Below are 14,562 nucleotides of genomic sequence, written 5' to 3'. Positions count from 1 at the left end.
GGCAAGAAAACGGCCAAAAAGGATCTTGGCCGCATGATGATGAGCTACGGCTATGTCTATGTGGCTTCCGTGGCCATGGGCGCCAACAAGCAGCAGGTGCTCAAAGCCTTTGTGGAAGCGGAAAACTACCCCGGCCCTTCCATCATCATCTGCTACGCCCCCTGCATCAACCAGGGCATCAAAAAGGGCATGGGCAAAACCCAGGAAGAGCAGAAGCTGGCCGTTCAGTCCGGCTACTGGCCCCTTTACCGCTTCAATCCCCTGCTGGAGGAAGAGGGCAAAAATCCCTTTGTTCTGGAATCCAAGGCTCCGGACGGAAGCCTTCAGGAATTCCTCTCCGGTGAAAACCGCTTTGCCATGCTGGAAAAGAGCTTCCCCGAAGAATCCAGAAAGCTCCGCGCAGCCATTGAAGACCAGTACACCAAACGCTATACCGCCCTGAAATTCATGGCCGACGCCAAGGGCAGCAAAGAGTAAGACGTAGTTCCCGGACGGCCCGGAAAGATCCCGGATGCCGTCCGGAAAAAAAATTCAGATTTACGCTGGGGCGGGAGGCGGACTCCCGCCCTTATATTTTTGTTTTTCCCACCTGCAAGCAAAGCGTCCCCTTCCCCCGCCGCCGCATGAAGCCCAATTCTGGCTAAAGATCATGGCGTTTCCACATATTTTTTCACCGTCCTCCGATCGAGACCCGTTCTCCGGGCCACCTCTCCATAGGTGCCAAAGAGTCCATGGAGGTGCTTGCAGTATAGAACCGTCAGTTCCTGCATGGAGAGGACGCCCTCCGCAATCTTCGCCGTAAATTCTGGCACATCGGGCCGTGTTTCCCGGATGAGGCCGTCTCTGCAGGACTGGTTGAGCAGGATACGCCGGATCATTTGCCCCAGCTCCCGCACGTTTCCGGGCCATGGATAACCAGACCCCAGCTCTTTTATGAGAATTTCCACCACCCAATCCCTCATGCCAGAAGCCTCATCTTCCACCAGCTGTCCCAGAATATGGGCCACCATGTCCCGGAGTTCTTCGGGGGTTTCTGCGATGCGCATCCGCAAAGGAGGAACCACAAGGGTGTCCGAGCAGAGCCGGTAATAAAAATCCGGACGCATGGCACCTGTCTGAAGCATCTCTTCGGGTTTTCTGTGGGTGGCGGCAATGATCCTTCCCGCAAAACGGATGCGCTCCCGTGAGCCCACTGGAGAAAAAATCCGCTCTTCCAGAACCTTGAGAAGCTTTACCTGAAGGGTGGGGGAAACCTCTCCGATCTCGTCTAAAAAAATGGATCCGTAGGGACTGCACCCGGAAAAGACACCCTCCTGATCCCGCACCGCACCGGTAAAGGCTCCTTTGACGAATCCGAACAGCTCCGCCTCGATGAGGGATTCAGAAAATTCCGCAAGGTTCACGGGAACAAAGGCTGCCGTAAAACTTAAGGCAAAGCGTTCCGCAGCCGGATCAAAGGGAATAAAGCCGGATCGGCCGATGGCGGCAGCGGCAGCGCCCTTGCCTGCCCCGGTCTCCCCGATGATGAGGGTAGAAAAATCCTCCATGCGGTTTCTGAGAAAACGGTCGTAGCGCTCGATATTGTTGGTGAAGACGTTGTTCCAGAGTTTTTCCCGCAAACGTCCCATGCAGGGGCTTTGGCCCACAAGGCTCCGGTTGATGAAATAAAAGGCCCGCCGCAGCTGAAAACAGGTGGCAAACTGAATGGCTGCTTCGGCTTCCGAAAATCCGCGGGCCTGAAGATACCCCAGCCCCTCCCGTGCAAAATGCAGCTTCAGGGGGCGTTCCCCGGCAAGGATCTGGGCCTCGATATGGGCATCGAACTCACAGATGAAACGGTGAAAGAAATCAAAGAGGAAAAACCGCTTCATCAGGGTGGCGTCCGGTTCGGCGTAGAGATCCCATCGCCCCTTTCCTTGGGCAATGAGGCGATCCACCTCTTCCTCCACGGTGCGGAGGGTGCTTGCCAGCGCATCCTCATCGGTTCCGCCGATGATACGATCCAGCTCCCGTCTTTTCTCGGAAAAGGGGTTGGCCCGGATGGCGGACTCCACCAGCCGGATCCATTCCCTTTTTGCATTGCTCAGTGTCAGCATCTGTATGTCCTGTCATTTTATGTGTACATGGCTACGCCATCAAAGTGCGATTATTCTGCGGTAAGAAATTTGTGTTTTTTTGAATTTTTTCATAACCACTTGTTTTTAAATTATTAAATCTTTGAAATTCTGTATGGCACAGGACTTGAAAAATCGGATACAGCTCTACCATGAAACCCTACCACAAGGAGTACCGCCATGAAACGATGTATCCACCAGACAATGTTTTTCATCCTCTTATGCCTTTTCACCCTTTCCCCTTCCGCCTTTGCCGCAGGCCTGCTCAAGCCTCTGGATGGGAGGGAAAACCTCATTTCCATGAAACAGCACCATGTGGATGTCACCATCAATAACGGGTTTGCCCGCACGGAGGTGGATCAGATTTTCCGGAGCAGCGCCACGCAGGATCTGGAAGCCCTTTACCGCTTTCCCCTTCCGGAAAAAGCCAGTCTTTCCGAGGTGAGTCTTTTTGTGGACGGAAAGGAGCTGATAGGGGAGGTGCTACCCAAGGAAGCCGCGCAGAAAACCTACAAGGAACAGAAGGCGAAGGGCAATCAGACCGCCCTTGCGGATCAGGACACCCACAAATATTTCGAAGTCCGGGTGTTTCCCGTACGGGCCCAGGAAGAAACCCGTGTGCGGCTGGTGTACTATCAGCCCCTGTCTATGGATCTTGGCATCGGAAGATACGTGTATCCCTTAGAAGAAGGGAATGTGGACGATGCGGCGGCCATGAATTTCTGGGCCATCGACGACAAGGTGGAAGGCTCTTTCCGCTTCACGGCCACCCTGAAATCCGCCTATCCCGTTAAGGATCTGCGGCTTCCCGGTTTTGAGACCCGCGCTGGCATCACCAGAAAGGCCTCCGATGATTCCCATGAAGAAAAGGCGTCCGGAGAGGTGTACGAAATTCTCATCGAAGAGCCTAAAGGTACAACCCTTGGCAAGGATGTGGTGCTCTACTACCGTCTTTCCGAAGAGGCTCCGGCACGGGTGGAAATGATCCCCTATAAAAAGGCCGGTCAGGAAGGCCACTTCATGCTGGTGGTCACACCGGGCGGTGCCTTGCAGCGGATCGAGAACGGAACGGACTGGACCTTTGTTCTGGATGTTTCCGGCTCCATGTCCGGAGAAAAAATCCGCACACTGGGCGAAGGTCTTGTGAAAACCATGGGGCAGATGAAGCCGGAAGACCGCTTCCGGGTCATCACCTTCAACAACAGGGCCAGGGATTTTTCCGGTGGCTGGATGCAGGCCACAGAAGAGAACATCCGGGCCATGGTAAAGCGGACCGGAGAGATTCAGGCAGGCGGCGGAACCGACATCCACGCCGGTCTGGAAATGGCGTACGAGGGCATTGACGCCGATCGCACCAGTGGCATTTTTCTTGTCACCGACGGTGTCGCCAACATCGGCAAAACCGCCATGCAGGATTTCCTCACCCTTGCGGGCCGCCACGATGTACGCCTCTTCACCTTTGTCATGGGAAACAGCGCCAACCGGCCCCTTCTGGAATCTCTCGCCCATGTTTCCGGCGGGTTCGCCATGAACGTTTCCACCAGCGATGACATCATCGGCCGCATTCTTCAGGCCAAGGCCAAGGTGATCCATGAAAGCCTCTACAACACCCGCATTGATTTTTCAGGCAACGGTGTGGCGGAGCTGACACCGGCTTCCATCGGCAATCTCTACAAGGGCCAGCAGGTGGTTCTTTTCGGAAAATATAAAAAATCCGGACAAACCCGTGTCACCCTCCGGGGCCGCATCGGCGGTGAGGAAAAATCCTGGACCTGCACGGTCATGCTTCCTGAGGAAGATCTGGAAAATCCTGAAATCGAACGGCTCTGGGCCCTCTCCGCCATCGAAGACCGGATGCGGGAAATCCGGGAAACCGGAAGTGAGCGGCATAAAAAAGAGGTGGTGGATCTGGCCGTGGCCTACTCCCTTGTGACGGAATACACGTCCATGGTGGTGGTCAAAGAGGCGGAAAAGGAGGAACTGGGCATGGGGAATAAAAACGCCGACCGGGTGGCTGCGGAGCGCAAGGCCCAGGAAAAACGTAAAACCGAAGAACCCAAAAACCGCAGGGTGGATCTGCCCGATACCCCGCCCCGGAATGGCGGAACTCCGGAAGAAGAGCAGACTTCCCATGAAAGCCCCCAGGGCGACAATTCCATGTTCCAGGGAGCCAGATCCCCCAATATCGGTTCCGGACCGCTGGGGCCCCTTTTCATCGGTCTGGCCCTTCTGACCCGCAGAAGAAGAAAGCAGGGTCAGGCGATTTCCTGAAAACAGAACAGCAGTCGTATCCTTGCAGGGGCAGGCCCCTGTTTTTTCTCCCCTCTCCCTCTGGGAGAGGGGCCGGGGGTGAGGGCAAAACAAGCCCTGAAACACCCTCAAAATAACGTTTTCATGCTCCAACAAGGAAATAAGAGCTCCCGGAAATGCCTTTCAGAAAAGGAGAAAATCCATGTTTGAAATAAATTCTTCTAAAAAACCGGCTGTCATCATCCGACCATGGCGGAACGGCCTCTTCCGTCAACCGGAACTGTTCCTTTTCTGCGGGCTTCTCTTTTTTCTCAACATCCCCCTTTTTCTTACGGGCCTGCCCCATCCCGCCTTGTTTTTCCAGACCGACCTCCCGGCTTCCGGAAAGATTCTCGCCTTTTTCACCCACGCCTTCGTCCATGTAAGCCCTTACCACCTGCTCATCGACGGCATCGGTTTTTTTGCCGTTTATACCGCCCTCAGGCAGCCGGAGATTCTGGTACGTTTTTGGTATGGGGGCTGCGCCCTTGCCGGGGCTTTGGGGCTGGCCCTTCTCTCTCCCCTTGCAGAGCAGGTCGGATACTGCGGACTTTCGGGGCTGGCCCACGGCCTGATGGCGGTGATGGGCCTCGAACTGCTGACGGAGAAAGAAAACCGGATTTTCGGGCTTGGTGTCCTGCTTGTTCTCATGGTGAAGGCCGGAGTTGAAGTGGCAACAGGAACGCTGCCCTTTGAGGATTTGCATCCCGGCGGATTGGGAACCCCCCTTGTGACTGCCCACGCAGGGGGGATTCTCGGCGGATTTTTTGCCTTTGGCACAGAGGCGCTCACCCGCAAAATCCGGAGGGGAAAAGTCTTTTGATTTTTCCCCTTACCCAAAAACCGCCTACCCGCCCGGAAGATTCCGGGCCGATTTCTTGATGATGGGTTCCGGCTGCTGAAGCCGCAGCATGGTTCCTGCAATCTCCGGAGCATAGGCCAGATGGGGGGAGCCGGAATTCGGTGACGGACACACCTAAAAAAAAAGGCTCCACCGTTCTTAAAAAACCGTAAAGCCTTTCTTGTATTAACAAGACCTATTTTCCCTTATGAACTCATGGAAAATCCAACACTTGCTGGCCAAAAGCCAAAATCACTGTCCTACACGCACGAGGCGAAGCTGGCTGAGGCTGACCTTGACGTTGAGGTAGACATAGCCGCCGTAGAAATTGAGGCCCCACGCAGAGCGAGCATCGTAGGCGCCGGGCGAGGAAGACCAAAACCAGTCTTTTTCAGGAAAAATACTTTGATCATATGGAGCAAGAGTTTCCAGCTCATGAATGGTCGGGAGCCGGAATCCATCCGGAGCTGTTATCTGCACTGCATCAAACCAGTTTCCTCGCCAGACGGTTCCAATGCAACGGGCACCTGTCCAGCGCTGCCCATGGGGGCAGCGCTGCCATTCAAGACCTGAGTTATTGTCCCGGACAATGGAACCATTGCTTCCTTCCACCTCCTGAAACCGGGAATCCGCTGCCTGCACGGCCCCTGCAACACAGAAAAACACCATCACCCCCAGAAAAACCACCATATTTTTTCTGAAATGCCCCTTCATCATAAATTCTTCTTTCTTCATGGCCTTTCCTTTCTTTGGGGTGGCTCCGTACAAAAAGCCAGAATTACCTTCCACCGCGTACTTGCATGCCTCCCTGTCCTCCACGCACGAAACGAAGCCGACCGGAGCCTCTCATTTCTTTGTTGTACATATGATCCAAATAGGTTTTATCAAACTGCCACAGATGGCTGTCTGCATAAGAGCTGCCAGGGGGAGCAGGGGGCAAGGAAGCCCAGAAAAACCTGCCATCACCAGGAAAAACAGTCTGGTTATATGGATCAAACAGATTAATCGTTCCCAGTTCACCATGGGTCGGAACCCGAAATCCATCCGGAACCGTTACCCGCATGGCATTATACCAGTTTCCTTCCCAGGCGATTCCGCTGCAGCCCGAACCTGTCCAGCTCTGACCAGCGGGACAACGCTGCCATTCAAGACCTGTATTATTGTCCCGGACAATGGAACCATTGCTTCCTTCCACCTCCTGAAACCGGGAATCCACTGCCTGAACAGCCCCTGCAGCACAGAAAAACACCAGTAATTCCAGAATTATCAGCAGATTTTTTCTGCAACGGCCCGTCACCTGACCCTGTTTTTTGTTCATGATCTTTCTTTTCTTCTGGGTGCGTTATGACCAAAAGCCAAAATCACTATCCGACACGCACAAGGCGTACCTGGATGGCGTTGCCCTTGACGTTGAGGCCGACTTGACCGCTGTAGAAAAGGAGGAACCACACATAGTCAGTATGGCTGGCATCGGGGGAGGAAGACCAAAACCAGTCAAGTTTATGACTAGGAAAAATATTTTTATCATATGGATACAGAGTTTTCAGCTCATCAATGGTCGGAACCCGGAATCCACCCGGAGCTGTTATCCGCATTGCATCCTCCCACTTTCCTTCCCAGGCGGCTCCGCTACAGCCTGAGCCTGTCCAGCTTTGACCATAGGGGCAGCGCTGCCATTCAAGCCCTGTGGTATTGTCCCGAACAATGGAGCCATTACTTCCGGCGACCTCCGGAAACCGGGAAGGATCAGCGTTGGGCAGCTGCTGCGCTGCCTGCACAACTCCTGCAACACAGAAAAACACCAGCATCCCCCAAAAAAATGCCAGATTTTTTCTGAAACACCCCTTCACCTGAACCTGTGTTTTCTTCATGGCCCTTCCTTTCTGATTGATGCCTCATGATAAAAAGCCAAAATCACTGTCCGGCACGCACAAGGCGGAGCTGGTAAAAGTTCTTCTTGCCGAAGGTACGAACATCGCCGTAGTTGAGATGGAGGTACCACGCATAGCCGCTGTAACCGCCAAAGGTCGTGGAAGACCAAAGCCGGTAAGCACCAGGAAAAATACTCTGATCATATGGTGCCATCGTTTTAAACTCTTGAAGGGTCGGAATCCGGAATCCACCCGGAGCTGTTATGCGCATTGCATCCTCCCACTTTCCTTCCCAGGCGGCTCCGCTACAGCCTGAGCCTGTCCAGCTCTGCCCATAGGGGCAGCGCTGCCATTCAAGCCCTGTGGTATTGTCCCGGACAATGGTACCGTTACTTCCGGAGACCTCCTGATACTGGGAAAGATCGACCAACTTCTGTGCTGCCTGGACAGCTCCTGCAACACAGAAAAACACCATCACTCCAAGAAAAAGCAGCAGATTTTTTCTGAAATACCCCTTCACCTGAACCCGTTTTTTCTTCATGATCTTTTCCTTTCTTAAAATGATTCTGCAATACTTTCCTTCGTCATCAACCCTTTTGATTCTGACCCTTAAAAAAACAGTTTTATGGGCCATCTTCGCTGATAAAACAAGCCTTTTGCAACAAACATACCAAAGAAGATTATTGCCTGTCTCTGCGGGCAAGGGCCTTATGAAAAATTAAAAAACCACCTCATTGCCACCAGCAAAAACGGACATATGACAACAAGGTTGCCATAATAAGAAAAAAGATCCGGCAGCCCTTATTCTCAAAAATATCTTCGACTCAGATAGGCTTATGGCCTTATCAGGCTTTGCAATGCACCCATGAAAAAAAGCAGGCGAAGTCTTAAAAAGAAAAAGACCCTACAGTCCTGAAAAAACCGTAAAGCCTTTCTTTTATCAACAAGTTCCCTTGCCTTTTATAAATTCATGGGAACTTCAACCCTTGCTGGCCAAAAGCCAAAATCACTGTCCGGCACGCACAAGGCGCACCTGGCCGTTGCGGTCCTTGCTGCGGGTGCCGACATAGCCACCGTCGAAATTGAGGCCCCACGCAGCGTTACTGTCGCCGACATAGGGCGAGGAAGACCAAAACCAGCCACCACCAGGAAAAACATTTTGATCAATTGGATTCAGAGTGTGCAGCTCTTTAATGGTCGGGAGCTGGAACCCACCCGAAGCTGTCACCTGTAGGGCTTTATGCCAGCTTCCTAACCAAGATCTTCCGCTACAGCCTGAACCTGTCCAGCTCTGACCATGGGGACAGCGCTGCCATTCAAGCCCTGTGTTATTGTCCCTGAGAATGGAGCCATTACTTCCTTCTACCTCTTGAAACCGGGAATCCGCTGCCTGCACGGCTTCTGCAACACAGAAAAACATCATCACCCCCAGAAAAACTACCATATTTTCCCTGAACCCCCCCTTCATCTGAACCCATTTTTTCTTCATGGTCTTTTCCTTTCTTATTGGCTGACTTCCGCACATACTGGCAAAAACCAAAATCACTGCCTGCGCACGAGGCGCACCTCGTAGTAATTGCACCAGAAGCAGTTGTCGGAATAGCCGTCGTCGGAATCGAGGCTCCACGCATAGCCACGATTGTCGGCACCGGGCAAGGAAGACCAAAGGTAGTAATCACCAGGAAAAATACTTTTATCTAGTGGAGCCAGAGTTTTCAGCTCATCAATGGTCGGGAGCCGAAATCCACCCGAAGCTGTTATCCGCACTGCATTATCCCACTTTCCTCCCCAGGGAGTTCCGCTACAGCCTGAACCTGTCCAGCTCTGACCATAGACACATCGCTGCCATTCAAGACCTGTGTTATTGTCTCGCACAATGGAACCATTGCTTCCTTCTACCTCCTGAAACCGGGGAGGCGGCTGGGGCGGCTGGGCTGCCTGCACGACTCCTGCAACACCCAAAAATATTATCCCCACCAGAAAAACCACCAGATTTTTTCTGTCCCCCCCCTTCACCTGAACCCATTTTTTCTTCATGGCCTTTTCCCTTCTTAAAATGATTGTTCAATATTCTCGCCATCAAATCTTTTGATTCTGCCCCTTAAAAAAACATTTAAAAGGCCATGTTCGCTGATAAAGCAAGACACACACAACAAGCAGCCCATCAATCATCAATATGACCAAGGCAAAGACCGGATTTGAAGTAACAACGGGAGTGGTTTCCTTTGCCGGTTTTCATCCGGCAAATTGGGATTCATGAGAACTTCACCCCTTGCGGACAAAGAGCCAAAGTCACTGTCCGACACGCACGAGGCGCACCTTGAGGTCGTAGTGCTTGAAGCTGTAGTTGACACTGCCGTAGCTGCCGGCAATCCCGTAGTCGAAAAGGAGGTTCCACGCATGGCTACTACCATTGGCATAGGGCGAGGAAGACCAAACCCGGTAAACACCAGGAAAAACATTCTGATCATATGGAGCAAGAGTTTTCAGTTCATCAATAGTCGGGAGCCGAAATCCACCCGGAGCTGTTACCCGCACTGCATCCTCCCACTTTCCTACCCAGACGGCTCCGCTACAGCCTGAACCTGTCCAGCTCAGACCATAGGGACAGCGCTGCCATTCAAGCCCTGTGGTATTGTCCCGGACAATGGTACCGTTACTTTCGGCAACCTCGGGAAACCGGGAAAAATCCGGCTTTCCGGCTGCCTGTACGGCTCCAGCAATACAGAAAAACACCATCACCCCAAGAAAAACTACCATATTTTCCCTGAAACGCCCCTTCACCTGAACCCCATTTTCTTTCATTGCCTTTTCCTTTCTTAAAGTATTTCTGCAAGCCTTCCCTTGGCTATCAAAGCTTTTGATTCTGACACTTAAAAAATAATTTTATGGGCCATCTTCGCTGATAAAATAAGCTTTAGCAACAAGCATACCCAAAACCCCATTGCCTATCCATACGGGCAATGCTCCTGCCAAGGTTGAACGAGCAGACCTGTTGCCGCCAACAAAGCGGCCACATGCCAACAAGCTTACCATCCACCGCCATATGCCCATGACAAAGGCCGGAGTTAAACTATATTCCGCACGGTCATTTTTGAAACAAAGTGATAAACATCGTGGTTGTTTATTACTTTCTGCCCTCACCCCCGGCCCCTCTCCCACAGGAGAGGGGAGAAAAAAGACACGATCAAAGCTCCCTCTCCCACTGGGAGAGGGTTGGGGTGAGGGCTTCATTAAAAAAATCAGAACAACAGTCCTATTTTCAGATGTTTCATAGATAGGCATCATATCCTGCTGTCTGGCACGAACCAGCCAAACGTCTTCATTGAAGATCTTATCACCGTAGCCCACGAACACCAGACAAGCGCCATACTGCCAGCGCAGGCACTGGAAGACCAGAAGCGTTCCTGAACCCCATGCCTTTCATCTTAGCGCTCCGCACTCTCCAGATCCTTTTCCGTATCCCGCTGAAAATCGCAGGTCAGGTAATCAAAACTCATCGGCAGCCCCAACTCCAGCGTAGTCAGAAACTGTATGCCTGCGGTGATGCCGTCGGGGCAGCATTCCAGCAGGTGACCGCCGGTTTTCCGGTCTGCGGAGAGAAAATGCAGGTGCATGCCGGGAACACTCAGCGATCCCATGAAGGGCGGCGTGTAAAAACCCACCAGGGAGCCTTCGATATCCGTGTACTCAAAAACCGGCTGATCCTTTGCCACTTCAGCCAGCGGGCGGTAGTTCTCCTGACGGGGCACGGAACGAACCCTGATCCGGCTGAAGCGGCCATCTACCCGGATGGCGTAGAAGATGTTTGGGGAAGGGAGCAGGCTGTTCAGCCAGTCCAGAAATGCCGGATAATTGCAGGGCTGTTCAAGCCGGTCATGACTCACCGGACGATAAAAGGCCACGCAGGAAAAAGGGGTCAGGGTGTCGTCAGACACCTGTGCAGCCTTACCGTCAGAAGTGATCTGGTAAATCTCGTTATCCAGCATCACCATCTCACCATCCAGATGGTCAAAGGTTCCCAGGCCAAAGTCGCCGTGCTGCTTGATCTCGGCAAGAGGAATTTTCTGCTGGTAGATCCCCTCCACCAGTGCGTTAACCGGGGCACAGAAGTAGATCCGGTCATTACGAGGGGCGGACTGCATGGCAGCTGTCATCACGTTATCCTTTGATATGCAAGTAGATGGAAGAAATGAATCCCGACCAGAAGGGCCAAAGCGACATCTTGATGACGGATTCGGGCTGCTCACCCCGCAGTATGATTGCGATAATCTCCGGGGTATGGGCCAACCATGGGTATGCCCATAACTCTCTGGAATTCATTTTTTTTGTAAAAAAACCAAAATCACTGTCCGCTGCGCACAAGGCGCACCTGGAGGCGGTTGCCCTTTACGTAGCTGTAGACTTTACCGTCTAAAAAATGGAGCATCAACGCACCGTCAGTATAGCTGGCAGAGGGCGAGGAAGACCAAAACGCGTAAGTAGCAGGAAAAATATTTTGATCATATGGTGCCAAGCTTTTCAGCTCATCAATGGTCGGAATCCGAAATCCACCAGGAGCTGTCATCCGTACGGCATCATACCAGTCCCATTGCCTGAATACTCCACTACAGCCTGAACCTGTCCAGTGCTCACCATCGGCACAGCGCTGCCATTCAAGACCCGTGGTATTGTCCCGGACAATGGAACCATTGCTTCCTTCCGCCTCCTGAAACCGGGGAGGAGGAGGGGATGGAGACTGGGCTGCCTGCACCGCTCCTGAAACACAGAAAAAAAACATTATCCCCAGAGAAAGCAGCAAATTATTTCTGAAAGCCCCCTTCTCCTGAATCGTTTTTTTCTTCATGATCTTTTCCTTTCTTATTGGCTGGCTTCCGAACATACTGGCAAAAAACCAAAATCACTGTCCGCTGCGCACAAGGCGCGCCTGGCCGTTGCCGTCCTTGTAGATGCCGTAGACATCGCCGTCGTGGAAAACGAGGCCCCACGCATAGTCACTATTGCCAGCATAGGGCAAGGAAGACCAAAACCAACCATCACCAGGAAAAACATTCTGATCATATGGAGCAAGAGTTTTCAGCTCATCAATGGTCGGAACCCGGAATCCACCCGAAGCTGTTACCTGCACTGCATCATCCCACTTTCCCTTCCAGGCGGCTCCGCTACAGCCTGAACCTGTCCAGCTCTGACCATAGGGGCAGCGCTGCCATTCAAGCCCTGTGGTATTATCCCGGATAATGGAGCCGTTGCTTCCTTCCACCTCCTGAAACCGGGAATCCGCTGCCTGCACAGCCCCTGCAACACAGAAAAAAACCATTATCCCCAGAGAAAGCAGCAAATTATTTCTGAAAGCCCCCTTCTCCCGGATTGTTTTTTTCTTCATGGCCTTTTCCTTTCTTAAATGATTCTTCAGTACTTTCGCCATCAAAGCTTTTGATTCTGACCCTTAAAAAACAGTTTTATGGCCCATCTTCGCTGATAAAACAAACCTAATGCAACAAGCATACCAAAAAGCCTGTTACCTATCCATACGGGCAGTGGCCTTACCAGCACCTGAAAGAGCAGGCTTGTTACCTCCAACAAAGTTGACACATACCAACAAGCCTGCCATCCACCGCCATATGCCCATGACAAAGGCCGGAATTGAAGTAGCAACGGCAAGGCTGCCCTTTACCGCCATCCCCCTCACCGCAGACTCTGGCCCGACATGCTGATAACAGGCTCCGCCTGGGTTTCTCCGCAAAGCACCACAAGAAGATTGCCCACCATGGCCGCCTTGCGTTCCTCATCAAGGGTCAGGATGTTCTTCCGGGAAAGCTCCTCAAGGGCCATTTCCACCATACTGACAGCACCATGCACGATTTTCTTCCGGGCCGAAATAATGGCTTCCGCCTGCTGACGCCGCAGCATGGTTCCGGCAATCTCCGGGGCATAGGCCAGATGGGTGAGCCGGGATTCCGAGACAGACACACCGGCTCTGGCAAGCCTTTCCCGGAGTTCCATTTCAAGGGCTTCACTGATCTTGTCCGTGTTACCCCTCAGGGTCAGTTCCTCTTCGGAACCGTCGTCCGCATGGTCATAGGGATAGTGGCTGGCCAGATGGCGGACGGCGGATTCACTCTGCATATGCACATAATGCTCGTAATCATCCACATCAAAAAGGGCCTGGGCCGTGTCCTGCACCTGCCAGACCACCACGGCGGCGATTTCAATGGGATTACCCCGCTGATCGTTGACTTTCAGGGTCTCGGTCTCAAAACTACGTGCCCGCAAGGACACCCGGCATTTCTGGCCATGACCGGTCAGGGAATCCCGATGTACGCTGAAGGGGTTGGCCCAGTGGAAACCGTCTTTTTTCACCGTCCCCCGGTATTTCCCAAAAAGAATCAGTACCCTGGCCTCATTGGGTTGCAGGGTGAAAAATCCTTTGCCCATGAGAATCAGAATGGGAATCCCCAACAGGGCTGAAAAAGCCATAATCCCCACAGGGGAAAAAAAGAGCAGGACAAAGCCCAGCATCAGCATGAGGGTGAAAAGCAGCATGGCCCATCCGTTAAACACCTTTGCCTGTTGTTCTTCCATGGGGATTCTCCTTTTTTAGAATGCGGGATTTCCTGAGAACTTCTACTCCGGAGAGGCAGAAGTTCAGGTTTGGCGGATTTCTGGAAAAAACGGAATACGGCGTAAGGGTCTTCCGGATCAGGGCTTTCTGTCAAGTCCGGAACAAAGAAAAAACCTCCCTTTTCATTCCCTGTAGAGGGGGTGTAATCCTGACCCGGACAAATATGGCTGAAAGAAAGTTAGCATCAGGTTTTCCGATGAGTGTATGAGGCATTGGAATACAGATCTGGAAGGATGGGGCAAAGACTTTAAAGGAAAAAGGCTCTACAGTTTTTAAAAAAACCGTAAAGCCTTTCTTTTATTGTAAACATCCATTTTCCTTATAAATTCATGGAAAATCCGGCATTTGCTGGAAAAAAGCCAAAATCACTGCCCGGAACGCACGAGGCGGAGCTGGAAGTTGCCTTTCTTGGAGCCGTGGTTGACATCGCCGTGGTAGAAATTGAGGTACCATGCAAAGTCAGTACGGCTGGCATAGGTATAGGGCGAGGAAGACCAAAACTTATAAACACCAGGAAAAATATATCGATCATATGGAGTCAACGTTTTCAGTTCATCAATAGTCGGAATCCGGAATCCACCCATAACTGTTACCTCCACTGCTTGATACCAGTTTCCTCCCCAGGCTTCTCCTCTACAACCTGAACTTAACCATCTCTGACCATAGGGGCAGCGCTTCCATTCAAGACCTGTGTTCTTATCCCGAACAATGGAGCCATCGTCTATCGGCTGATACCGGGACGCTGTTGCCTGTAGGGTGCCTGCGGTACAGAAAAACACCATCACCCCAAGAAAGACCGCCAAATTTTTTCTGAAACACCCCTTC

16 protein-coding genes are annotated in these 14,562 nt (G+C 52.2%); 3 read left to right on the top strand and 13 right to left on the bottom strand.

Annotated elements, in window-relative coordinates:
* A partial coding sequence (locus tag BR04_RS16975) for a thiamine pyrophosphate-dependent enzyme (RefSeq protein WP_496357218.1) occupies positions 1–477 on the top strand: 477 nt, incomplete at its 5' end.
* Positions 478–647: 170 nt separating this feature from the next.
* Here BR04_RS16975 and BR04_RS16970 read toward each other — a convergent pair.
* The gene (locus tag BR04_RS16970) at positions 648–2,096 is read right to left on the bottom strand and encodes a sigma 54-interacting transcriptional regulator (RefSeq protein ID WP_496357217.1); all 1,449 of its coding nucleotides are present in this window, start codon (positions 2,094–2,096) and stop codon (positions 648–650) included.
* A gap of 198 nt (positions 2,097–2,294) precedes the next feature.
* On the opposite strand from BR04_RS16970, the gene BR04_RS16965 reads away from it, so the two are divergent.
* Together BR04_RS16965 and BR04_RS16960 are read left to right on the top strand one after the other, a co-directional pair.
* On the top strand, positions 2,295–4,385 hold the full coding sequence (locus tag BR04_RS16965; RefSeq protein WP_496357216.1) for a VIT domain-containing protein: 2,091 nt from the start codon (positions 2,295–2,297) through the stop codon (positions 4,383–4,385).
* A 181-nt stretch (positions 4,386–4,566) separates the two neighbouring features.
* On the top strand, positions 4,567–5,226 hold the full coding sequence (locus tag BR04_RS16960; protein ID WP_496357215.1) for a rhomboid family intramembrane serine protease: 660 nt from the start codon (positions 4,567–4,569) through the stop codon (positions 5,224–5,226).
* Positions 5,227–5,496: 270 nt separating this feature from the next.
* Here BR04_RS16960 and BR04_RS16955 read toward each other — a convergent pair whose 3' ends face one another.
* The 12 genes from BR04_RS16955 to BR04_RS16900 all read right to left on the bottom strand — a co-directional run.
* Entirely contained in the window at positions 5,497–5,979 is a 483-nt protein-coding gene (locus tag BR04_RS16955; RefSeq protein ID WP_496357214.1) for an Lcl C-terminal domain-containing protein, read from the bottom strand.
* A 629-nt stretch (positions 5,980–6,608) separates the two neighbouring features.
* Positions 6,609–7,115, bottom strand: a complete 507-nt coding sequence (locus BR04_RS16950) for an Lcl C-terminal domain-containing protein (RefSeq protein ID WP_496357213.1) — start codon at positions 7,113–7,115, stop codon at positions 6,609–6,611.
* 43 nt (positions 7,116–7,158) lie between these two features.
* Positions 7,159–7,656 carry an Lcl C-terminal domain-containing protein gene (locus BR04_RS16945; RefSeq protein WP_496357212.1) on the bottom strand — a complete coding sequence of 166 codons (498 nt, stop codon included), beginning with the start codon at positions 7,654–7,656 and terminating at the stop codon, positions 7,159–7,161.
* A gap of 465 nt (positions 7,657–8,121) precedes the next feature.
* Entirely contained in the window at positions 8,122–8,604 is a 483-nt protein-coding gene (locus BR04_RS16940) for an Lcl C-terminal domain-containing protein (protein WP_496357211.1), read from the bottom strand.
* 53 nt (positions 8,605–8,657) lie between these two features.
* Entirely contained in the window at positions 8,658–9,152 is a 495-nt protein-coding gene (locus BR04_RS16935) for an Lcl C-terminal domain-containing protein (RefSeq protein ID WP_496357210.1), read from the bottom strand.
* Between the two features lie 255 nt (positions 9,153–9,407).
* Positions 9,408–9,920, bottom strand: a complete 513-nt coding sequence (locus BR04_RS16930) for an Lcl C-terminal domain-containing protein (RefSeq protein ID WP_496357209.1) — start codon at positions 9,918–9,920, stop codon at positions 9,408–9,410.
* Between the two features lie 81 nt (positions 9,921–10,001).
* The gene (locus tag BR04_RS16925) at positions 10,002–10,472 is read right to left on the bottom strand and encodes a hypothetical protein (protein WP_496357208.1); all 471 of its coding nucleotides are present in this window, start codon (positions 10,470–10,472) and stop codon (positions 10,002–10,004) included.
* Positions 10,473–10,543: 71 nt separating this feature from the next.
* On the bottom strand, positions 10,544–11,272 hold the full coding sequence (budA, locus tag BR04_RS16920; RefSeq protein ID WP_496357207.1) for an acetolactate decarboxylase: 729 nt from the start codon (positions 11,270–11,272) through the stop codon (positions 10,544–10,546).
* 188 nt (positions 11,273–11,460) lie between these two features.
* On the bottom strand, positions 11,461–11,961 hold the full coding sequence (locus BR04_RS16915) for an Lcl C-terminal domain-containing protein (protein ID WP_496357206.1): 501 nt from the start codon (positions 11,959–11,961) through the stop codon (positions 11,461–11,463).
* A 54-nt stretch (positions 11,962–12,015) separates the two neighbouring features.
* Entirely contained in the window at positions 12,016–12,498 is a 483-nt protein-coding gene (locus tag BR04_RS16910) for an Lcl C-terminal domain-containing protein (protein ID WP_496357205.1), read from the bottom strand.
* Positions 12,499–12,800: 302 nt separating this feature from the next.
* Positions 12,801–13,697: an SPFH domain-containing protein gene (locus BR04_RS16905; protein WP_496357204.1), complete on the bottom strand. Its 897-nt coding sequence runs from the start codon at positions 13,695–13,697 to the stop codon at positions 12,801–12,803.
* 405 nt (positions 13,698–14,102) lie between these two features.
* The coding region (locus BR04_RS16900) for an Lcl C-terminal domain-containing protein (RefSeq protein WP_496357203.1) at positions 14,103–14,562 on the bottom strand (460 nt) is incomplete at its 5' end.

The sequence above is a fragment of the Desulfobotulus sapovorans DSM 2055 genome (genome assembly GCF_059569355.1).
Note: the sequence above shows the minus strand (reverse complement) of the source record. Positions and strands in the feature narration are given on the sequence as shown.